18 protein-coding genes and 1 pseudogene are annotated in these 19812 nt (G+C 43.8%); 12 read left to right on the plus strand and 7 right to left on the minus strand.

Going from position 1 to position 19812, the window contains the following annotated elements; translation table 11 throughout:
* Nucleotides 1-104 precede the first annotated feature (104 nt).
* Nucleotides 105-809 (plus strand): DUF1456 family protein, encoded by a 705-nt coding sequence (locus ACMCM8_RS03755; protein WP_412725609.1) that lies wholly within the window; start codon nucleotides 105-107, stop codon nucleotides 807-809.
* A gap of 132 nt (nucleotides 810-941) precedes the next feature.
* On the opposite strand, the gene ACMCM8_RS03760 is transcribed toward ACMCM8_RS03755, so the two are convergent.
* The 4 genes from ACMCM8_RS03760 to ACMCM8_RS03775 form a co-directional block, all read right to left on the minus strand.
* Entirely contained in the window at nucleotides 942-2117 is a 1176-nt protein-coding gene (locus ACMCM8_RS03760; protein WP_412725611.1) for a TonB family protein, read from the minus strand.
* Entirely contained in the window at nucleotides 2110-2502 is a 393-nt protein-coding gene (locus tag ACMCM8_RS03765) for a BlaI/MecI/CopY family transcriptional regulator (RefSeq protein WP_412725613.1), read from the minus strand. Before ACMCM8_RS03765 ends, ACMCM8_RS03760 begins: the two co-directional genes overlap by 8 nt.
* Nucleotides 2503-2660: 158 nt before the next feature.
* Nucleotides 2661-4646 (minus strand): class I adenylate cyclase, encoded by a 1986-nt coding sequence (locus ACMCM8_RS03770; protein WP_412725615.1) that lies wholly within the window; start codon nucleotides 4644-4646, stop codon nucleotides 2661-2663.
* A gap of 204 nt (nucleotides 4647-4850) precedes the next feature.
* On the minus strand, nucleotides 4851-5417 hold the full coding sequence (locus tag ACMCM8_RS03775) for a DUF4136 domain-containing protein (protein ID WP_412725617.1): 567 nt from the start codon (nucleotides 5415-5417) through the stop codon (nucleotides 4851-4853).
* 193 nt (nucleotides 5418-5610) lie between these two features.
* On the opposite strand from ACMCM8_RS03775, the gene ACMCM8_RS03780 reads away from it, so the two are divergent.
* The gene (locus ACMCM8_RS03780; RefSeq protein WP_412725619.1) at nucleotides 5611-6144 is read left to right on the plus strand and encodes a DsrE family protein; all 534 of its coding nucleotides are present in this window, start codon (nucleotides 5611-5613) and stop codon (nucleotides 6142-6144) included.
* 56 nt (nucleotides 6145-6200) lie between these two features.
* Here ACMCM8_RS03780 and ACMCM8_RS03785 read toward each other — a convergent pair whose 3' ends face one another.
* Nucleotides 6201-7859 (minus strand): isovaleryl-CoA dehydrogenase, encoded by a 1659-nt coding sequence (locus tag ACMCM8_RS03785; protein WP_412725621.1) that lies wholly within the window; start codon nucleotides 7857-7859, stop codon nucleotides 6201-6203.
* A gap of 244 nt (nucleotides 7860-8103) precedes the next feature.
* Here ACMCM8_RS03785 and ACMCM8_RS03790 point away from each other — a divergent pair, with 244 nt between their 5' ends.
* From ACMCM8_RS03790 to ACMCM8_RS03800, 3 genes are all read left to right on the plus strand, one after another.
* Complete coding sequence (locus tag ACMCM8_RS03790; RefSeq protein WP_412725623.1) at nucleotides 8104-8904, plus strand: PaaX family transcriptional regulator; 801 nt, start codon at nucleotides 8104-8106, stop codon at nucleotides 8902-8904.
* Nucleotides 8905-8966: 62 nt separating this feature from the next.
* Nucleotides 8967-10079 carry a hypothetical protein gene (locus ACMCM8_RS03795; protein ID WP_412725625.1) on the plus strand — a complete coding sequence of 371 codons (1113 nt, stop codon included), beginning with the start codon at nucleotides 8967-8969 and terminating at the stop codon, nucleotides 10077-10079.
* Nucleotides 10080-10420: 341 nt separating this feature from the next.
* On the plus strand, nucleotides 10421-10888 hold the full coding sequence (locus tag ACMCM8_RS03800; RefSeq protein WP_412725627.1) for a DUF3718 domain-containing protein: 468 nt from the start codon (nucleotides 10421-10423) through the stop codon (nucleotides 10886-10888).
* Between the two features lie 346 nt (nucleotides 10889-11234).
* Here the strand turns inward: ACMCM8_RS03800 and ACMCM8_RS03805 are convergent.
* A pseudogene (locus ACMCM8_RS03805) lies at nucleotides 11235-11609 on the minus strand (VOC family protein); the annotation flags it as partial.
* Nucleotides 11610-11689: 80 nt separating this feature from the next.
* On the opposite strand from ACMCM8_RS03805, the gene soxR reads away from it, so the two are divergent.
* The 3 genes from soxR to ACMCM8_RS03820 all read left to right on the plus strand — a co-directional run bounded on the left by soxR (nucleotide 11690) and on the right by ACMCM8_RS03820 (nucleotide 13801).
* Nucleotides 11690-12202: a redox-sensitive transcriptional activator SoxR gene (soxR, locus tag ACMCM8_RS03810; protein ID WP_412725629.1), complete on the plus strand. Its 513-nt coding sequence runs from the start codon at nucleotides 11690-11692 to the stop codon at nucleotides 12200-12202.
* Nucleotides 12203-12208: 6 nt separating this feature from the next.
* On the plus strand, nucleotides 12209-13117 hold the full coding sequence (gene rlmF / locus ACMCM8_RS03815; protein WP_412725631.1) for a 23S rRNA (adenine(1618)-N(6))-methyltransferase RlmF: 909 nt from the start codon (nucleotides 12209-12211) through the stop codon (nucleotides 13115-13117).
* Between the two features lie 165 nt (nucleotides 13118-13282).
* The gene (locus ACMCM8_RS03820) at nucleotides 13283-13801 is read left to right on the plus strand and encodes a DUF962 domain-containing protein (RefSeq protein ID WP_412725633.1); all 519 of its coding nucleotides are present in this window, start codon (nucleotides 13283-13285) and stop codon (nucleotides 13799-13801) included.
* On the opposite strand, the gene ACMCM8_RS03825 is transcribed toward ACMCM8_RS03820, so the two are convergent.
* Nucleotides 13798-14454, minus strand: a complete 657-nt coding sequence (locus tag ACMCM8_RS03825) for a crotonase/enoyl-CoA hydratase family protein (protein WP_412725635.1) — start codon at nucleotides 14452-14454, stop codon at nucleotides 13798-13800. The genes ACMCM8_RS03820 and ACMCM8_RS03825 overlap by 4 nt on opposite strands.
* Before the next feature lie 405 nt (nucleotides 14455-14859).
* Here ACMCM8_RS03825 and ACMCM8_RS03830 point away from each other — a divergent pair, with 405 nt between their 5' ends.
* The 4 genes from ACMCM8_RS03830 (at nucleotide 14860) to ACMCM8_RS03845 (ending at nucleotide 19774) form a co-directional block, all read left to right on the plus strand.
* On the plus strand, nucleotides 14860-16806 hold the full coding sequence (locus ACMCM8_RS03830) for an aminotransferase class V-fold PLP-dependent enzyme (protein ID WP_412725637.1): 1947 nt from the start codon (nucleotides 14860-14862) through the stop codon (nucleotides 16804-16806).
* A gap of 59 nt (nucleotides 16807-16865) precedes the next feature.
* Nucleotides 16866-18110 carry a hypothetical protein gene (locus tag ACMCM8_RS03835; RefSeq protein ID WP_412725639.1) on the plus strand — a complete coding sequence of 415 codons (1245 nt, stop codon included), beginning with the start codon at nucleotides 16866-16868 and terminating at the stop codon, nucleotides 18108-18110.
* Nucleotides 18107-18904, plus strand: coding sequence for a transglutaminase-like domain-containing protein (locus tag ACMCM8_RS03840; protein ID WP_412725641.1), 798 nt, complete (start codon nucleotides 18107-18109; stop codon nucleotides 18902-18904). Before ACMCM8_RS03835 ends, ACMCM8_RS03840 begins: the two co-directional genes overlap by 4 nt.
* A gap of 102 nt (nucleotides 18905-19006) precedes the next feature.
* A complete protein-coding gene (locus ACMCM8_RS03845) occupies nucleotides 19007-19774 on the plus strand; it encodes a TrmH family RNA methyltransferase (protein WP_412725643.1) in 768 nt (255 codons plus the stop codon).
* Nucleotides 19775-19812: the final 38 nt, after the last annotated feature.

The raw sequence follows: 19812 nt of genomic DNA on the forward strand, positions 1-19812 counted from the left end.
CAGGGATGAAAACACTGCAGTATTGAGGTACACGCATATCAGTTGTCATGCATATGATGTAAAATGCCAAAACTGACTCAGTGAATTTTATTTATAGGCTCTTGATGATCCACAACGATGTTTTACGTCGCCTTCGCTTCGCCCTTGCGATAAATGACACGGCTACGATTAGTATTTTTAAGCTAGTCGACTATGACATGGACCTTGATTACCTTCACGCTATCATGAAAAGAGAAGATGAAGCGGGGTTTCTACCATGCCGTGACAAAATTATTGCCTTGTTTTTAGATGGCCTCATTATTAAAAATCGGGGGCGACAAGAGGGCAACCCTCCTACAGTGTTAGACGCTAAAGCGCGCTTGAGCAACAACGAAATTTTAAGAAAAATTCGTATAGCTATGAGTTACAAAGACGACGATATGTTGCGCATATTACAGCTGGCCGACTTCAGAATGAGTCGGGGGGAGTTTTCTGCATTCTTTAGGAAACCTGATCATCGCAATTTCAAACCAGCAGGCGATCAGGTAGTGAGAAATTTACTGCAAGGAATGGTGATTAAATACCGTCCCGAGTCAACGAGGTCGTCGAAAAAACCATTTACCCGTACATCTACGACTGCGTCAACAATAAATGCGTCATCTCAAAAAGCATCTAAGGGTACCAAGCACCCAGGGACAAAAACAAAGCCTGACAAATTCAGCAATACTCAGGACAGTCGCAACCGTTCAAAACGTGATGAAAGTACGACTCACACTCACGGCGAAAGCAATAATTCTGTGTGGGGCAAAATTAACAAGCCAAAACGATAACGGTTGCGTATTTTAGCAAATACCTTCCATGACGACCTTTGTAAAAATGAACTGAAAAGGTCAATAGGCTCTTAGCATAGTGCCGGTGAGATAAATACTCACCGGCATAGGTCAAAGGGATGACTCCCAATTTTAACGTTTAGTTTGTAGGCTATTAGGGTCGAGCTTGTAGTCTAACTGTACAAGTAATCCAGATTGCCTTAACGCTTTTCCACCTTGAATACGAGGCTTATATTGCCACTGCTCTAGCGCAATAATGGCACTTTCATCAAAAATCCCCTTTGGTGAGGAATTTACCACGCTAATATTGTCAGTCGTGCCGGTTTCCGTAATGTCAAAGGAAAGCACCACAAACCCTTCAGTATTGTTGCTAATGGCCGTCTGAGGATAGTGAGGCGATACTCGCTTAACCGGCGGCGCGGCATTGATTTTCGTTTCTTCGCTTTGAACTTGCGAAGACGGTACTTTGGCTAACACCGTGTTGGTTGTCATAAGAGCCACAATACACAGGGTTACAGCGCCAAGCAATTTACTGTGCGAAGCTGGCGCATTAATCGCGTTGAGTCGTTTTATCATAGTGTTTTTTTCTCCAAATGTAGGGTAGAGAGGTAGGGTAGAGGAACTATGCTCCGCACATAAAACCAGTGCTTTTGCGTAGTTAAGTTTTTCTGCTTTACTTTTGTTTTTCAGAACCTTGTTGTCGCAGGCTAGCTCTTGATTGATGCGAAATGACTTCAATGCCACCCACACTAAAGGGTTAAACCAGAATAATACTGCAACACTTAGCGCGATGGTGTTCCACCAATGATCGCGGTGACGGCGATGGACATTTTCGTGCTCGATTATTAATGCCTGCTGCGGTAGCGAAAATAGGCTTTTAAACCCGTAGGGGATTAGGACAATCGGGATGAAAAAGCCAAATAACACAGGGCTTTTTACCTTGCTGGAATAATAGGCATTAGTATGTATGGCGGGTCGTCGGCTGACTGAAAAATAGGTCGTGACATGATATAAACAGATATATGCCGTGATGATGCTGACACCTATTAGCCATCCGCTAAACAGCACATTGAGGCTGTTGCCGGTCATATCAGGGTTTACACCCACAGCAAAACGGCTTATTTGATAAGACGCGATAACATCCCATTCAAAAGGGAGGTTATTAATAAGGAGCAATGCTGGCACTATTGTCCATAATTTGTAGGTAAACATTTCCCCTAATTTTGCGGTGAAAAAATGCTCTGCAATTATCAATAATACTAACGCGATACTCAGTATCCCTTGTTGAGCAGCAAGCCATTCAATCATTGTCTTTTTCCCATGCTTGGATAAGTGCTTTTAGCTCGTCAATGTCCTGTTGAGAAAGGCTATTATCATTGGCAAAGCCAGCGACTAGTGGGGCAACTTTTCCTTTGAACAAGCGACTGACAAAACTGGAAGCTTCTTTTTTGTTATAGTCTTCACGGGCAATTAGTGGGTAATACAAATACTGACGTTGCGCCTTCTCAAACCCAACGACATCTTTTTTCACCAATCTTCCCAATAACGTTTTGACTGTTTTTTCATGCCAATCTCTGCGTTTATTCAATCGGTTTATCACTTCATTTGAGGTGGCTGGGCTGCCCTCCCATAGGGCATCTAGCACGTCGAACTCTGCGTTGGAAATATCTGGTTTTGGTTTGTTATTAGCCATTTTTAATGATTACAGTTGTAGTCCTTTGGTTTAGATTACACTTGTAATTTTGAAATGCAAGACTTTATTGGGGGATTTGTGTACAAAGCGAGTCGGGGGAATGGTTTACCTGTGCTACGACGTTAAATGTTGTTGCGTAACTATTTGAATTTAATGCGCTAAGGTAAAGCGTCAAACTGCAATTCGGTAGACTCGGTGAACGCTTGTAATATCCGGCTTTGTTGATTTCCCTTGGGAACAAAAACGTAGCACTTGGGAGTAGGTGTCATCTCTTGTAATTCGTACCACAGGGTATCTAGCACATCTTTGCCATGGCGTAGAAAGGTTTCTCCCCATGATGTTTTATATAACACGGATACGTCTTCGACAGTTGGTTTTTGCCTTAACGTGGGAAAGTTGACCACTGCAAGGCAGGTGGTTATCCGTTCTGGGGCAAGTAAATCTTCGCGGGGCAGTGAAGAGACCTTAACCGCGGGAAAATAGGTACACAAATGGGTCAGTAAATCATTGAGATCAGCTTCGCTGATTTCGCCGTAATTATAATCCAGATAAACGCGACTATGGGTATCGATAATTTTACTGGATACACACCAGACCATTAATTCAAGCGCACTTGTGGCTTGGGTAATTTTCTCGGATTCTTCAATAATGCCTGATTTACTCAGTAAATCGCCAGCATATGCGCTCCATACTTCATCGCCATTTTTTAACTGTTTCATGGCGATAGTCACTTTTTCACAATACAGGCTGTCGTCAGAGGCGCGTCGTAGAAACTCAACTTTATGATCTCGCTTGCCGTAGAAAGTACTTAGCCTTCTACCTAACACCGTCATGTCTTTTTCATCCATCACCTGCTGGTGATGGGTAATTTGTTTAGAGATTCGACGGTAGCATTTTAGTAAAAAACGGTGAATGCGGGCGCTGAGTTGTACCCGTTCGTTAAAGGTCCATTCTTGTTGGTTGTCGAGGTGATGTAAAAGCTTTCTATTCCAGCCCCAACGACGGGCGTATGATGCGATAATTTGCCGTTTAAAATTGGCTTTTTCGCCTTCAACCAATGGCTGGCTGAGCTTACAGGCACATTTAAAATAAAGACATTGGCGAAGGATGTGAATATCTTCAGGCTGGCCATGGGTTTGATAGTGCGCGATGAGCTCATCAAACATATGGGCATAGGGGTCGATATCTGCGACTTGTCCCGGCGCTTCAGCCCCGCGGTGAACCTGTTTTTTAAGGACATTACACAAGGGATGACCTTGGGTGATGTTAGCGAGATACACTTCTACTTTGGCCATTTTTAAGACAGACTTGAACGAGGAGTCCATGGCTTTGCCTAGCTGCCAAATGGCTGCACCGAATAATTCGCTGGCGTCAAGGCGTTCAAGGTTGCCTAAGTCCATAAACCAATCGAGATCCGGAGAGCCGCCTTTTTCTAAACTGTTATATAAGGCATGGTATTGTTTTTCGTTAGTTTTCTCAGGTGTTAACCACCAAAAAGGAGCTTTGCCAGCCACCACGATATTAGTGTGGTAAAACTCTGCCTTTAAAAACAGAGCTTGGGCTGAACCTGCACTTTCACCTTCCGCTACGCCAAAGTCGTTTTGTCTTACCTTTTCGATATCCGACAAGAAAAAGTGAACTTCAATGCCAAATTCCTGGTTTGCCCACACTTCTATTGCGGTCAGCTTTTGTTGTAATAACTCAAGGGCTTGCTCAGTAAACTGTTTGCCATCTATGCATACCCAATAATCAAAATCGGAGTCGTCAGTTTGGGCAATCGTCCCAACACTGCCCATTAGTAATAACGAGTCAATCGCCCGTTGGCGAGGCCAAATAGCTTTTATATCAGCAAATAAATCGCGTTGTTGAGGGAAGCAGCGCAACAGTGCCCGCTCGATGTCCGGTCTGAATGAATAATTATTGATACCAAAGGGCACGGATTCACCGCTTTCGGCTGAGGCGATGTATCCGGGGAGCGATTCGCAGTTAACATGAACCAAAAACGGGATTACGTGAAACAGCGGTTGATGCTGCTGAGGCAGTAATTCCAGCGCACGTTCAATCCTCGCTTTGTTGTACCGTAACACGCGTAATAAACGAATAGTCAAATTTTGATGAATAGAAAGCTGCTGCGGTGCAGTCATTACACTATATTACTGAGTGGTGTCATGTTGGATCATGTTGGCAAGCATAGCGTTATTTTATACTGAGTTCCTTAAATTTTGTGTTATCGGGCAAAGTTTAGCTAATCACTCCTTGCAAACGACTACTTATCAAACCAAATAGCATGTAATACACCAAAGCGCCTATGGGGGGAAGTAAACGTCGGGCGCTGTGGGTCAAGTCCGCTATCTGGTGGGATAGTCTTCAAGAAGTTTATCGACGAGTTCATCGAGCTTTGCCTGAATACTGATACTGTCTTTTGACTCGAGTTTAATACTCCCTGTGGCACTATAGATAAAGCGGCCGTCTTTTACGATATCAATTTGCAGATGTTGATGCACTGAGACCTGCTCGCCAACAGGTATGTTAAATATGCTGCCTATAGAAACCCCTCCAGAACGCCCGTAGCTTCCTGTACCCAAACCCAGACTGAATGAGCTACCGTCTTCTTTGGTCGTGTTGGAAGGGAAATACCCTACGCTTACGTCAGCTTCTTGTGGTGAACTGGCAATCAGACCTTTAGCAGTCAGCTGTTGACTAATCGCAGTTTCTAAATGCTGTTGCAACACACTGTTTACTGGGTTCAGTGGCGCTTGAATATAAAAAGTTTGAATGGCAGCAAAGTTCTGCGTTTTATCAACTTTCACGTCAGGTTTATTGTTTGCACAACCAGACAAAACTATAACGAGTAGTGTCATCAAGTAGTATTTTGGCCATGCTAAGCTATAGCGCAGTGCAGAATGTCCGTGCATAACCACTTTCTCCCTAAATGCAAATAAGGTTATATTACCTTGTCTAACGTATTAGGGTATTAAAAAGGATCGTTTTACGTGGTAGTTAACCGCTAAATACCTACTTCAACCTTGCTACGCACATGATTTAAATAAGCTTTTATTTAGTTGGTGTTAAACAGTGAACAGCTCAGTTTAGCCCTGTGGAGGCGACATGAAACATCTCATATTTTGTTTAATCACGTTAACGGCGTACTCAGCTTTAGCGAACGAAAACCCTGCTTTTCACTATGGCCCTGTGTTTGATAAATTTGGCAAGCATGTCAGCGTTGACGGCGTAAACTTTACGGGCTCTGAGGTTTTTCACATTGCTTTCGATGCAACCAACGCTGCGCAACCGGGACATACCAATCGAAAATTTGATTCGCTGGCTCGCTTTATTAATATGCATGTTGCCAATGGCGTTAAAAAAGAGAATGTGTCATTGGCACTAGTGGTCCATGGCTCAGCCACAATTGATTTGCTTAACAACAAAGCATACGAAGCTAAAAATGGCGTATCAAACCACAATCAGGAATTACTCAAAGCGCTGATGCAAGAAGGTGTTAAGGTCATTGTATGCGGGCAATCTGCTGCAGCACATGGTATTGACCATGATATGTTAATTGATGGTGTCATAATGGAATTGTCTGCAATGACAGCATATGCCAAGTTGGCGCAGCAAGGGTATACCAACAATCCTTTTTAACCCTTTGCGCCAACACTCGTTTTTACACGGTTTACTTTGTGATCGTCGCGCTCAGCCTAGCTACCGTGCAATGCTGAGAAAGTGAGAATGTCAGCAAACGGCGTATTACTGGGAAGAGTGCCAAATGAGAGGCCCTGCTTACGGCCTAAGCGGGTCGTACAAAATGTATCGGCAATGGCACCTTGCCCACTTTCCAGTAACACGGCACCTTGCAGACCAAGCGCAGTTTGCTCGGTAATGTATCGGCTGCGAATTTCCATATCTTCGGTATTGGAAAACGCATCGAGTAGTGTTGCCAGATGCTGGTCGTAGCATTTGTGCTTACCTTTTTGACGCTCAAGTTCTGCAAACAGGGCATCTTTAGCATTAGGATCTTTGGCAAGGGCACGCAATACATCAAGGCATTGCACATTGCCACTGCCTTCCCAAATAGAATTAAGGGGCGCCTGGCGATAGTAGCGGGGCATTGGGTTTTCTTCTACATAGCCTATGCCTCCCAGACACTCCTGCGCTTCATTGACGAAAGCCACCGAGCGTTTACACACCCAATATTTACCAATGGCAGTGGCGATACGGGCAAAGCCGGCTTCCTGTTTGTCGCGCGGGGCGTCATCAACGGCTTTCGCAACTCGCATGGTTAAGGCAGTGGCAGCGGCGCATTCAATAGTGAGATCTGCCAACACATTCTTCATTAGCGGCTGGTTTATTAACGTGCTTCCAAATGCGTCCCTGTGACTAACATGGTGCACTGCCTGAACTAAGGCCTGACGCATAAGTGCTGAAGAACCAATCATACAGTCCAATCGAGTGAGGGAAACCATATCAATAATCACTGGTACACCGCGGCCTTCTTCGCCAAGTAAGTAGGCTTCAGCTTCCTGAAACTCGACCTCTGAAGAGGCGTTACTCCAATCACCTAACTTATCTTTTAGTCGTTGAATACGGACGTTATTAAGTGCTCCGTTATCAAGAATACGCGGTACTAAGAAGCAGCTAAGTCCCCCTTTCGCCTGTGCCAGTACCAAATGGGCATCACACATTGGGGCAGAAAAGAAAAATTTGTGTCCCACCAATCGGTAACTACCATCACTTTGCAAAGTGGCTACAGTGGTATTTCTGCGCACGTCTGATCCGCCTTGTTTTTCCGTCATGCCCATTCCAATGGTCAGGCCATTTTTCGATTTGGCAGGAAGTGCTCGTGGATCGTAAACCCCGTTGATCAATTTTTTAAGCCAATAAGCGGGTAATTTTTGTCCATAGCGCATGGCAGGAACGGCTGCGTGGGTCATAGTTAGTGGGCAGGACGTTCCAGACTCCGCCTGATAATGCATATACATGAGAGCCGAACGAACAACATGAGCGCCTTGTGTTTGTTCGTTAAGCCAAGAGTAATTGTGGATATGGTACTTCATCGCACTATCCATTAACGCGTGGTAACTGGGATGAAAGGCCACCTCATCTTTTCTTCTGCCGTATCGGTCAAAGACGTGTAACACAGGTTTATTTTTATTCGCTAATTCACCGTGCTCCATAAGCGTTGAACCAGCGAGCTGTCCATAATCAGAAAGAACTGCAAGAGAAGAAACGCTGGACTCAGGCAAATGTTGTAGCACATAGTGACGCAACATACTGTCATCTTGCCAAAGATTGTAAGCAGGCATAATCGAGGGTTGATTTTCAACAATGTGAGTTTCAAAACGGCTGAGCGTATCCATAGTGCTAATACCTGTGCTAGAAATAAAAGGTGTAAATACAAACATTACATAAAATGGTGTTTGCGGTCAATCTGTGTAATGTTTGGGTGGTAAATGACGATATTAGTAGTGTAAAAGCAATCAAATAAAGTACTCTTTGTTACTGCCCTTTAACCTAGTCCACTAAATCTACAAGACAAATTTGCGATTAAAATGCTTCCATCTAGACCAAAATTAGCGCATCAACGATCAACAGGGCCTAAGTTTGAAACAATATAAATTTACAAAACCAGTGGCGCGCAAACTGTTAATGAAACTGTTTGGTTCACGGGACAATATTGAAATGAATGCCGCCACTGCGGTAAGGGTTGGTGAACTCTTTGGCATTTCAGAAAATACTATCCGCGTTACCCTCAATCGATTGCAGTCAGCCAATTTACTCGCCCTCGTTGAGCGGGGCTATTATCGATTAGGCGAAAGCGGCCAGCAATTTGCCTCTGAGATTAATCAGTGGCGTGAGGCGGAAGCGCAGTTGACCCAGTGGCAACAAGATTGGTTAGTGGTGCAAACCAATGCATTAGCTAAAAGCGACAAAACCCTACAGCGAAGTACAGCGCGAGCACTTGATTTAGTGGGTATGGAAAAACTGGCACCTGATATGTATGTAAGACCGGATAATTTAAAAGGGAGTGCTGAAGGGATCCGTCAAAAGCTGCACAACCTTGGTCTTGCAAGACGGGCGTTGGTCTTTCGCGCCTCTGATTTTGACGAGGTTACACATATAAAAGCGTGTAAATTGTGGCAAACCCCAGCATTAGAAAGTGGTTATAAACAAGGAATACAGGAACTTGAGATATCCCTGGAAAAATTAACCGCGTTACCCCTTGATGTGGCTACTAAAGAGTCTTATGAAGTAGGTGACAGAGCGCTTCATCGCTTAGTGTTTGATCCACTGCTGCCAGAACCTCTTGTCGATGTCGCACTGCGGCAGCGATATCGTTTATTGGTCAAGCAATACGACGATGTGGGTGCTGAAATTTGGCATCAGTTTTTACAAAACGTTTGAATGTCAATTCAAGTGTGAGCTCATCTATAGGTAAGTTACGACAAAAGGGAAATAAGGTAGTCATGACGTCACAAAGACCGTTGTTCAAACATATTAGTAACCACACCGCACTGTTTAGCGAACTTTCTGGATATCGCAATGAAGCAGTGGTTCGATTGGGGTTTAGTGGCTATGAGTTTCATAAAACGCCTAAATTCATCGATGAGCACGGCGCTCGACTTACCATCGAGCCGGAACGCAGTATTGTAGTGCCCTCGGTACATACTTTAGCGGGATTAAAATCAAAACTAATCAAAGCCATACCCACCTTGAATATGGTCGAACACAGTGAAATTGGTTATCGCTATCCTACCGCTGCACTGGCAGGGCTGGATGCGCCATTTATCAAGCGTATGCGTTCTGAGTATTTTCATCGGGTAGATGAAGACAGAAGCATATGTCGCCCAGTGAACTTGTCGTATGGTGTGAAAAGTCGCGGTAAAGCAGACAACCGACTTGAATATGAAGTGTGGATGCCGGATGAAGCGCCCGATCAAAATCCCTTGCCTTTACTAATCGATCGCTATGGCGAAGACTTGCCCAATGAGGTGCGCCATTTCGTTGAGCAACCTTCGAAGGTGCACGGTTGGATGGGGGTTAAGCGAGCGGCTTTTGAGGGGCTTTATAGTCATCAGGCGGCATGCGGTGATTTGATCATTTGCGTAGCAATGAGTGTGGATGCCTATAATATTGGTGCCAAACCCGACTTGTCTTACTCTCCTGAAGCCGAAAGTTCAATTGCGGTGAGCAACGCAGAGTTTGAATGGGAAATTGAAGGGTATTACGCGCCAAGAGACTGGGAATTTGATCACGATTCGGTATGGGCGGCGATCAACCATACCTTGGAAGCGATAAATGTCCCGCTAAACGATTTTTATTCAAGTGACATTATGCCGATAGCGGAGAGTAAAACTGAACGGATCCTATCTACACTGCAATCACTTGGGGTTAAACAAGCAGAAATCGATGCGCTTAACTTACAGCCATGGGAGTTTCTACTGACAGAAAGTGAACATCGGGTTAAAGCCCACGATCCCAGTCGTTCAGTCAACCTGTTGGGCAGGTTAAATCGATTGTTCTACCAGCCCGAACAAAAACTACCCTCTATTAACTGGATCCACGATCTCATTTTATAGTATGCGCGATGCGCGCGTATTAATTTCACTGTATACCCTTCGACCCCAGTCGAAGGGCTGAGCATATTTAGTTCACCTGCTTTTTGTTGAAATATCCATTTACGTCTTTCCGTTGCGCTTAATAGCTTGCCGAATTCTGTTACTCAATCGTCTTATTTGTAAATTTTTAGATAAAATTACACTTTTTATGTAAATAACTTTCAGTTTTATGGTGATCTGACGGTTTAAATTGCCTTTTTTGTAATTAAATTACAGAAAAGGCTTTATTTTCTGAAATATTTGTTCATAATGTGCACATCACTTAGGTGGTGTCTAATTTAGTTACAAAATAGGAATTCAAAATGAAACTGTCTACTATCGCTATTGCTTTAACACTTTCTGTTGCCGCTACTCAGTCTTTTGCTAAAGACGTACGTTTAAAGCCGGTTGACAACAATATTGAAACTCAAGCGTGTTTAACTGCAGCCACAGAAGGCTACGGTGCGTCGCTTCGCTTTATCCGCAATAACGGTTTTAACGCAGAAGAATTCAGTGCATCAGTTCGTTGTAACGGTGAATCACTTCGTACATTTGCATTTATGTACAAAAACAATGAAGAAACGGTAAACGCTAAAACGGTTGCTTTGGTTGCTAAAAACCAGAACGCCGCTTCTCAAGCATGTCTTGAAGCATTAACTATCGGTAAAGATGCTGCACTTGCGAAATTCGGTCTTGAAGGTGAAAACATTATTTGTAACCGTCAAAAGATTTCTGATTTCGTACGTCAATATAGCGCTGAAAACGTAGTCGTTCGTACTACCGCAGAGTAAGCTGACAAGCGGTTTTCCGCTTATCACTATTGTACAGTTTCATGGCCTTTCTCTTGAAAGGGCGAAAGGCCTGACACTTTACCCAATATCTCTTTTAACTGTGAAACTCATTCCGTTAACCTCTTAAATCTCCAAATGTTTTTCCACCAATCTTTTTTAGTGCTTAGCCACTTAACAACTCGCCGAGTGAAACTGATCTGGGTTTAAATCCGAAAAGTTAATCTTGAAGCGTAAACACAAGAATAATTGTTGTCTTTCAACTCACTTCATCGCTTCACCGTATCAGAGCAAGCTTCGAAAACGTGTTTATGACATACTTTTGAAAGGTGAGCATAGGCGCAGTTTTGTAGCTGACCACTTCTATCTCAATGTTATCTTGAGGAGTGAAATAAAACCGTCTGCCGGGTTCATAATCACCATGACTATAAGTGGTAAAGTGCATTGCCAGTACCTTTTGCTCCAGCACATCAAGATCATCCACCACAATCCCAATGTGATTGACGTTAGCCAGCGTCTGATAATTGCTTTTAATTGATTCAATTGTAGGAGGCTTGTACAAAGCCAGATAGGCATTGTCATCCCCCACGTGCACGGTATAGCCGTTATTCTTCGCGCCGCCGCTCCATCTTATTTTCCACCCGAAAAGATGACACAACAATGCCGCAAGTTCATCAGGGTTGGTCACGGTGATGTTGGTGTGTTCTAAATATGCTGTTTTCATGTGTTTTCCTTGTAGATAATCAACGAAAATCAGCTTAATATCTAAAGTTAACTTTAGATCAAGGTTTTTTTTCAATAATTATGCAAACGCCTGAACCTTTAGTGAATATTGGCTTTATAGCCAAACGCACCGGTAACGCAGTGTCGCTCATTCGCTATTACGCCAACGAAGGGTTAATACCGTCTGTCAGAACCGCAGGGGGAAATCGCGCCTTTCCCCGTTCAGTGATCCGCCGAGTATCGTTTATTTTAATTGCTCAGAATATGGGGTATTCACTGGCGCAAATTAGACAATTATTGTCTTCACTTCCCGACAATAGAACGCCCACACCAAAAGATTGGATGGAATTAAGTAAAGTTTTTAATCAGCATATTGAACAGAAGATCGCAGCGCTGACTAGCTTAAAATCCTCGCTCGAAGGCTGTATTGGCTGTGGGTGTTTGTCTTTAGATCGCTGCCAACTGTACAATAGTGAAGATAAAATGGCAGAAAAGGGGCCGGGGGCTCAACTGCTCGACGAAAACGTTCAGTCGGTAATTTTGACGTCTAGAGCAACAGGCACTAGTCCAAAAACGAAAAACAAAGGTTTGTAACATTAGATGCATCCAAGAAATCTTCACAAAAATGGCTACCCTATGGAAGCGTTGTGTGAAACCTATCCTGCCCTTAAGCCTTTTCTTAATAAGGCAAAAAGTGGCAAGTTAAGCATCGACTTCAGTCATGCACCCGCAGTAAAAACACTCAATGCTGCGTTACTCAAGCATTATTATCAAGTGGACTTCTGGCAGTTACCTGATGGTTATTTATGCCCTCCGGTGCCAGGGCGTGCAGACTACATTCACGGTATTGCTGACTTGCTGAAGTCTACGTCCATTGACCCGTCAAATTCTCCGGTAAAAGGGCTGGATATAGGTGTGGGTGCTAACGCCATTTATCCTATTATTGGTGTGAATAGCTATGGATGGCAGTTTGTTGGAAGTGATGTGGATGCAGGTGCAATAAAGAATGCGACTGAAATTGCACTCGGTAATACGCATTTGAAAGACCACTTTAGTGTGCGTAGGCAATCACAAAGTACATGTATATTTAAAGGCATTATTCGCAGTGATGATGTGTTTACTTTCTCAATGTGCAACCCGCCTTTCCACAAGTCAGCTAAAGATGCGGTTCTCGGGACGCAGCGAAAAACTGCCAATCTCGGTCGCAATAAAGCTAAGCGAGCGGGCTACAAGCCGACGCTCGCTCCGACAAAGGCCAATCTTAATTTTTCTGGGCAAGCCAATGAGTTGTGGTGTGAAGGAGGAGAATTGGCCTTTATTCAACGAATGATTAGCGAGAGCACACAGTTTAAAAATAACGTTAATTGGTTCACTTGTCTCGTGTCTAAAAGTGCGCATTTACGACCCATCGAAACCAGTGTTCGATACGTGAATGCGTCCGATTTTCAAATTGTCGAGATGGGGCAGGGAAGTAAATTGAGTCGATTTGTAGCCTGGACATTCACTTAAATTTTATCTTTTTTGCCTCTGTGATATACGCCTCGTAAAGTATTGGTTTAGCAGTTGGGGCAGTTCATATGGCACAAAATATCAATTGTCACTCAGACGACAGTTTGTCTTGGCGTGAGGTTTTACACTCGGATTTCAGTCAAATACCTTTATGCAGAGAATTCGATGAAAACCCTAGAGCATTATTTAAGTGTATACGCGAAATATCATAGAGATCAACGCAATATCTATACCCATTACATAGGCATACCGCTTATTGTTTTTTCTGTTTTTTGTTTACTGAGTAAGCCTGCATTTACTGTAGTGCTTGGTGTGTTAGGTGAGACAGTGCTTAGCCCCGCATTGTTGGTCTGGTTGATTGGAAACAGTTTTTATCTAAAACTTGATAGTAAACTGGGATTGGCAATGGCGCTGGTGACGGCCATGATGGTGTTTGGGGCACAATACGTTGCGCAATATACCGTCGGTCCATGGTTAGGAATTTCTGTAGGTATCTTTGTCGGCGGGTGGATCTTACAGTTTATAGGGCACTACTACGAGGGAAAGAAACCGGCTTTTGTAGACGATATAATGGGATTGGCCATTGGCCCGCTATTTGTCGCTGCTGAACTAAGTTTTGAGTTAGGTTTACGCAATCACTTAAAACAGCAAATTGAGTCACGCAGCGGGCCCATTAAAAATTAGCCCTGCATACGCTTAAGTGTGTCCTGGCGAAGTTGTAATTTGGCGGCAGCAAACGCGTGTTTGGGCAGGGCCTTGAGTTGCTCAGCATACTGCATTGCTGTGGCCAGCACCTTATCTTGCGAAACTGCTGCATCCAGAAAGCCTGCTTTAACGGCACCTTCGCCATCAAATATCCGGGAAAATAACAAGGCTTCCGTTTGATGGGTATTTGCTAATCGCGTTTTCGCCAGCTCCATGCCAAAGGGGGGAAGTACCATCCCAATAGCCGTTTCATTTAATCCATATTTTGCGTCATTCTCCTTACCAATACGCAAATCTGCTGCCATCAGTAATATCGCCCCCATTGCAATACTATGGCCTTCGGCTGCCATAACGACAGGTAGAGGAAAGCTGTAAAGGCGAATGATCAGTTTGGCTCCGGCTTGCACCAATTCGTGTTGTTTTTGTTTGTCATCCGCTTTCATAACAGATAAATCAAAACCACCGCAGAACTTGCCTTCTCCGCCGTGAATAACAACCGCACGGGCATTTTTTTCAGCGTCGTCAAGGGCATGATTGAGTTGCTCTATAAGCGTAAAGCCAACGGCGTTTACTTTGCCGTCATCAAACGTTATCAGTGCGATGTCATTGTCTATTTTACATTCGAAAGCCATTGTGGTGTCCTTGCGGGTGTCTATCATGCAATTGTACTAAACCGAAACACAGAGTCTTCCTGAGCTAAGACTATCATACAAGTTTATATAAGTGATTTTTTAAATGGATAGTGACAATGATACTGCAGAAGTCATGTCTTCTATAGAGGGTATTCGCTTCTTGTATAATTCATGTCAGGAAGAGGAAGAGAGGAAGGGGGAGTCGTTTGTGGCTTTATAAAGGGTAACTTGTCATAGCAGCATCACTATTTTTTTACATGCTGTTGAGTATATACACGACAATGATAACTTTCAGCGTTACACTGACGTTTTGCGAATTTAGTCAATGCCAGCAGGCCAGTTTGCTATTCGCCTTAATGTTTGTTTAATCAGCGCCACGCGCTTAACCTAACTCACGGATGTTTGATGCGCCCTCATTTGAAAATTCTCGTTATAGAAGATGCTGTAGATTTACTTGAGCAAATTACCGCTAGTATTAGTAACACAATCAATTACTTTGACCGAAGTGATGTGGAAATTAGCCTGCTCGAAGCCAGTTCTGTGTCTAAGGCTTTACAGCTAGTCAGAGACGACGGCGATATTCAAGCCGTGGTGTTTAGTTGGGATGTCGTAGCTAAGGAACACGAGTTAGAAGAGAGCGGAGCGGAGCTTGAATATGATAGCGTTGTGGTGCAAAACAATGCCAGAGTGATCGACGCTATTAAGCGAATAAGACCCGAACTGCCCGTGTATGTGCTAGGGGACGCCGTTAAAGGCTTAGATATTGTCAATCAGGCAAACGGCATTGAGTCTTTTTTCTATCGCAATGACATCATTTCTGATCCCGAGTCAATTTTGGGTTACATCATCAATGATTTTGACGACAGAAATGAAACCCCGTTTTGGACTGAATATAAAGATTATGTGGTGGAGTCGAATGATTCTTGGCATACACCCGGTCACAGTGGCGGCGCGAGTTTTAGAAATTCACCCTACATCAGTGACTTTTATCGCTTCTTTGGTCGTAATGTATTTGTCAGTGACTTATCCGTTAGTGTTGACTCGCTAGGCTCTTTGTCTGACGGCACACATGCCATAGGTAAAGCGCAGGCAGCGGTAGCAAACACGTTTGAGGTTCGCCACTCTTATTTTGTGACCAACGGTTCTTCTACGTCGAATAAAATTATTCTCCAGACGCTATTGCGCGAAGGAGATAAAGTCATAGCCGATAGAAACTGTCATAAATCGGTGCATTACGGCATTATTCAAGCCCGTGCTATGCCAGTGTATCTCGACAGTGTATTTAACCCTGAATACGGTATTTTTTCACCGCCGCGAATGGCGCAAATCAAAGACTTGATTGAAGAAAATACTGACGCCAAGCTTATCGTGTTAACGGGCTGCACTTATGATGGTTTGTTGACCGACTTGAAGCAAGTTGTTCAGTTGGCCCATGCCCATGGCATTAAAGTGTTTATCGATGAGGCCTGGTTCGCCTATTCGTTATTTCATCCAGCGCTACGTGACTATTCAGCCATTGCGGCAGGTGCTGATTACATTACACATTCAGCTCACAAAGTCGTGTCGGCGTTTTCTCAGGCGTCGTTTATTCACGTTAATGATCCCGACTTCGACAAAGACTTTTTTAAAGAAGTGTTCGCTATTCACACCAGTACGTCGCCAAAGTATCAACTTATAGCGTCGCTCGATGTCTGTCGCCAACAGCTTGAAATGGAAGGCTATAAAATTCTCAATGAATTGCTGAGCAACGTGGCTGAACTTAAATCACAAATGTCAAAGTTCAAGCGTTTACGCATATTGTCACCACAAGATTTTGCCCGTATGTTTTCGCATTTTGAAAGCGACAATATCGGCCACGATCCGTTAAAAATTCTGATTGATGTTTCGGCTTTGGACTATTCAAATCAAGAAATTCATCGATTTCTTATGGATGAAGTGGGCTTAGAGATAGAAAAGTTCACGCACAGTACTATTCTGGTGCTGCTTACGTTAGGTGGGATGCGCTCAAAAATTGTTAGGCTTTACAATGCATTAAAACGATTAGATGACGGCGCGGTTAACCTGAGTAAACGAAAAAGTAAAAGCCCGCTACCGGCGGATATTCCACCCATCCATTTAGATGACTTACCTTCAAAGGCGTTTTTTAGTCCCCGGGAAGCAATTGCTTGGCAAAGCAGCGTTGGTCGTGTTGCTGCGGGATTAATCACACCTTACCCGCCAGGTATTCCTTTAATTGTACCTGGTCAGAAAATTGAACAAGCGCATATTGACTATTTGCAGGCGTTAGCTAGCCAAAAGCTTACCGTACAAGGTATTTACGATGGTGAAATATATGTGGTGGCGCAAGAATGATAATGCGCAACCGACTGTGAGAAGACGTTTTTACACGCTATTTTAAGGGAATGAGATAAATGCATAATCGCTATAAGGTACTTTTAAGTACGCTACTTTGTTTAATCATTACAGGTACGGCAACAGCGAAAGACTTCGTTGATCATCAACAATTACCTGCGTGGTTTAATAAAGCGGTAAAAAGAGAAGCCTCACTAGATGAAAAAAGTGACGTTGAACTGGCGGCCTTTCCTCTTAAGGGGACCGTTGAAGGTCGATGGTCAGACGTTCAACAGATAGACGAATATTGGTATTTCACTATCGATATAGGTACCACTACTCCTGTTGAGTGTTGGGCATTCAAAGATTATGACGGACCAGCTAATTCACTGGTTAACATGATGAAGTATGCCATCAATAACATCGCGCAGCAGCAGGGCAAACCACTCAGTAGTCAGTATAACTACACATTGGATATGACGACCTTAGACGACACCCTAGTGATGGATTATCAAATTCTGTACAACTTGGGCGAGGGCAGTGACACAGTAAGTGGATTGATCAAAGGCTTATCTGCAGAGTCGGCAAACGGGCTTCAAGTGTGTTTGCACAACGAGGTGGGATATCGCAAAACACTGAAAAAAATATTCACCTCTTTTGTCAATGCTGCAGATAAAAGTGACAATACAACTCCTTTTTTCCATGCCATCAATTCCGTCGAAATGAACGGTGAATTAGTAGGGTTGGCCAGCGAAAAATTTGTGGTAGATAGTGACGGGGACGTGGAAATGCGAGAAACCCTTTCAATGATCTTACCGGTTGATGCCAACAACGTGGCGGCTACCGATACGGTTACCCTTTCTTGGAGTACCGTAGATGGCGATTTAATCAACACTTACCAATATACGGTGGAAAATAGTGAGTTGGCATCCACATTTTCACTTTCATCTGTCGATGGACAATGGCAGGTAGAGGGTGAAATTCAAGGGAAAGCTGTCAATGCAAATCTGGAATACCAAGGTGAAATGGTGTCAAATTTTGGTACTTATTTAATGGCGCAAAGTTTGGTTACTACAGCAGACGTTGACGAAACCGCCTTTAAAATTTGGACGGCAGATACCGACCCCACCGCTACCACGACTATAGTGATGAAAAAGCGCGAAAACGCAAATGGCCTTTACCAATTTCACGTTGATATGGAAGGTTTTGAAATTGAATACTCAGTGGATGACAAGTTTATTATGCAAAGTGCAGCGATGCATTTAGGGCCTATTTCAATGAAAATGGCACCGCTATTTGTTACCGGCGCACCTATTTCCTTATGAGAATAGTTTATTTTCTTGGTGCTACTCTGTGGGCTAGCTTGAGCTATGGCCAAAGTGAACCTACCTTCGCTCAACTGCCAGCGTCGTTGGATGCAGAACAACAGCTCCCGCTCTCTAACACGGTTCAGTTTGATGTCCATGTTAAAAAGCCAGATGCCTTTAGTGCCTTGTTAAGTGATTGGCAGGGAATTCAGACGTTAAGTATTTCTGAAACAACCCTTCGTATCGCAATGAGCGCTGGAACTATATCTATTTCACAGGCGTCCGCAGCGCCAGGTTACCGCAAGAGCAGTTTTGTCATAGACTTCGATGAGCCCGCCGTGCAAGCAGTGGTGAAACAGTATTTGGAATTGCACCCACCTTCAGACGAAAGTGAGCCGAATGTGTTTGATATAGAACACTTTATATCCAGTTATATTGATGAGCCCTCTTATATTCACGATTTTGCTTTTGCCTCTACAGTTGCAAAGAGTAAAAGTGGGGATTGCACAGAATTCGCGGTTTTGGTGGTTGCGCTTGCAAGGGCGTTAGGTTTGCCCGCTCGTGTCATCATGGGAACGGTGATTGTAGAAGGGGACGACAGTATAGAAGCCTACGGCCACGCCTGGGGAGAAGTGTGGCGTGGTGAAAAATGGCATCGTGTAGATGCGGCATTGGCGAAGTCGAACGCGAAAAGAAGGTTTTATTTGCCTAGCCATGTACTGCAAAATGAAGGGCCTGGTTATGCATTACCGCTTCTTAAAAGTGTTTATAATATGCCAACGGCAATTACGGGTTTAAAAGTGTTTGAGTAGCGCTTTACGTCCTTCATACCCGATAGTCCACGTCGATTACAACTTGAGTTTTAATTTCGTTGACTTACACTTGCGCCGCTACTCGATTAAAGGTTTAAGTCAATGAAACTCAGTGATGTCAAAAAGCTCCATCAAAAAAAATACCGGTCACAATTAGGCTATTATTTGGTGGAAGGCGAGCATCTGGTTTTAGAGTTACTCAATGCAATTGGTGCAGGGCATCCTCGTCTTAAAGCGAAGGACATTGTCTTTTACGTAACGGAACAATACCATCAGTGGTTAGAAGCGAAGTGGCCTTTTGAGACCCAGTGCAAAGCAGAGAACATCACCTCTCAACAAATGGCGCAGATGAGTGACACGAAATCACCTCAGGGAATTATTGCGCGAGTTCCATTACCTTCGACAGTTGAACCAGATGGCGCAGCAGCTATTCAAGGCGACTCAAAATATATTTATCTGTACGAAACGCAAGATCCAGGAAATTTAGGCACGATCTTAAGATCGCTAGCATGGTTTGGGAACTATACGTTATTAATGAGCCCCAATTGTGTAGACCCCTTTAATTCGAAAGTGGTGCGCGCCAGTATGGGGGCTATTTTTCACCTTGATATGGAATTAAATGTCCCACTTGAAAGCTTAGCCGAACGTTTTGAACGTATCGCTTACTTAGACATGGACGGGCAGGGTATACAAACCCCCTCATTTAACGAATATCAGTGCTTTTTGTTTGGTAACGAAGCGCGAGGTGTGCCCACAGAAGCAGTGGTGCAGCTAAAGGCGACGGCGTTTACTATTCCAGGCAGTGGTAAAATTGACTCACTAAACCTGGCGAGCGCTGTGAACATTTGCGTCTACGAGTTATCTCGCTAGTCGTTTTACGATATATCAACACTCTGTTTTTAAGTATT

It is taken from the genome of Alteromonas sp. D210916BOD_24, from assembly GCF_047159385.1.
GTDB lineage: Bacteria > Pseudomonadota > Gammaproteobacteria > Enterobacterales > Alteromonadaceae > Alteromonas.

Excerpts from the sequence above, each read along its gene's own strand:
- ACMCM8_RS03825 (WP_412725635.1), bottom strand. The coding sequence starts at position 14,454 with ATGGCTTTCGAATGTAAAATAGACAATGACATCGCACTGATAACGTTT.
- ACMCM8_RS03845 (WP_412725643.1), top strand. The coding sequence starts at position 19,007 with ATGAAACTCAGTGATGTCAAAAAGCTCCATCAAAAAAAATACCGGTCA.
- ACMCM8_RS03780 (WP_412725619.1), top strand. The coding sequence starts at position 5,611 with ATGAAACATCTCATATTTTGTTTAATCACGTTAACGGCGTACTCAGCT.
- ACMCM8_RS03765 (WP_412725613.1), bottom strand. The coding sequence starts at position 2,502 with ATGGCTAATAACAAACCAAAACCAGATATTTCCAACGCAGAGTTCGAC.
- ACMCM8_RS03760 (WP_412725611.1), bottom strand. The coding sequence starts at position 2,117 with ATGATTGAATGGCTTGCTGCTCAACAAGGGATACTGAGTATCGCGTTA.
- ACMCM8_RS03770 (WP_412725615.1), bottom strand. The coding sequence starts at position 4,646 with ATGACTGCACCGCAGCAGCTTTCTATTCATCAAAATTTGACTATTCGT.
- ACMCM8_RS03800 (WP_412725627.1), top strand. The coding sequence starts at position 10,421 with ATGAAACTGTCTACTATCGCTATTGCTTTAACACTTTCTGTTGCCGCT.
- ACMCM8_RS03840 (WP_412725641.1), top strand. The coding sequence starts at position 18,107 with ATGAGAATAGTTTATTTTCTTGGTGCTACTCTGTGGGCTAGCTTGAGC.
- ACMCM8_RS03755 (WP_412725609.1), top strand. The coding sequence starts at position 105 with ATGATCCACAACGATGTTTTACGTCGCCTTCGCTTCGCCCTTGCGATA.
- ACMCM8_RS03835 (WP_412725639.1), top strand. The coding sequence starts at position 16,866 with ATGCATAATCGCTATAAGGTACTTTTAAGTACGCTACTTTGTTTAATC.
- ACMCM8_RS03795 (WP_412725625.1), top strand. The coding sequence starts at position 8,967 with ATGACGTCACAAAGACCGTTGTTCAAACATATTAGTAACCACACCGCA.
- soxR (WP_412725629.1), top strand. The coding sequence starts at position 11,690 with ATGCAAACGCCTGAACCTTTAGTGAATATTGGCTTTATAGCCAAACGC.
- ACMCM8_RS03820 (WP_412725633.1), top strand. The coding sequence starts at position 13,283 with ATGAAAACCCTAGAGCATTATTTAAGTGTATACGCGAAATATCATAGA.
- ACMCM8_RS03785 (WP_412725621.1), bottom strand. The coding sequence starts at position 7,859 with ATGGATACGCTCAGCCGTTTTGAAACTCACATTGTTGAAAATCAACCC.
- ACMCM8_RS03775 (WP_412725617.1), bottom strand. The coding sequence starts at position 5,417 with ATGCACGGACATTCTGCACTGCGCTATAGCTTAGCATGGCCAAAATAC.
- rlmF (WP_412725631.1), top strand. The coding sequence starts at position 12,209 with ATGCATCCAAGAAATCTTCACAAAAATGGCTACCCTATGGAAGCGTTG.
- ACMCM8_RS03830 (WP_412725637.1), top strand. The coding sequence starts at position 14,860 with ATGCGCCCTCATTTGAAAATTCTCGTTATAGAAGATGCTGTAGATTTA.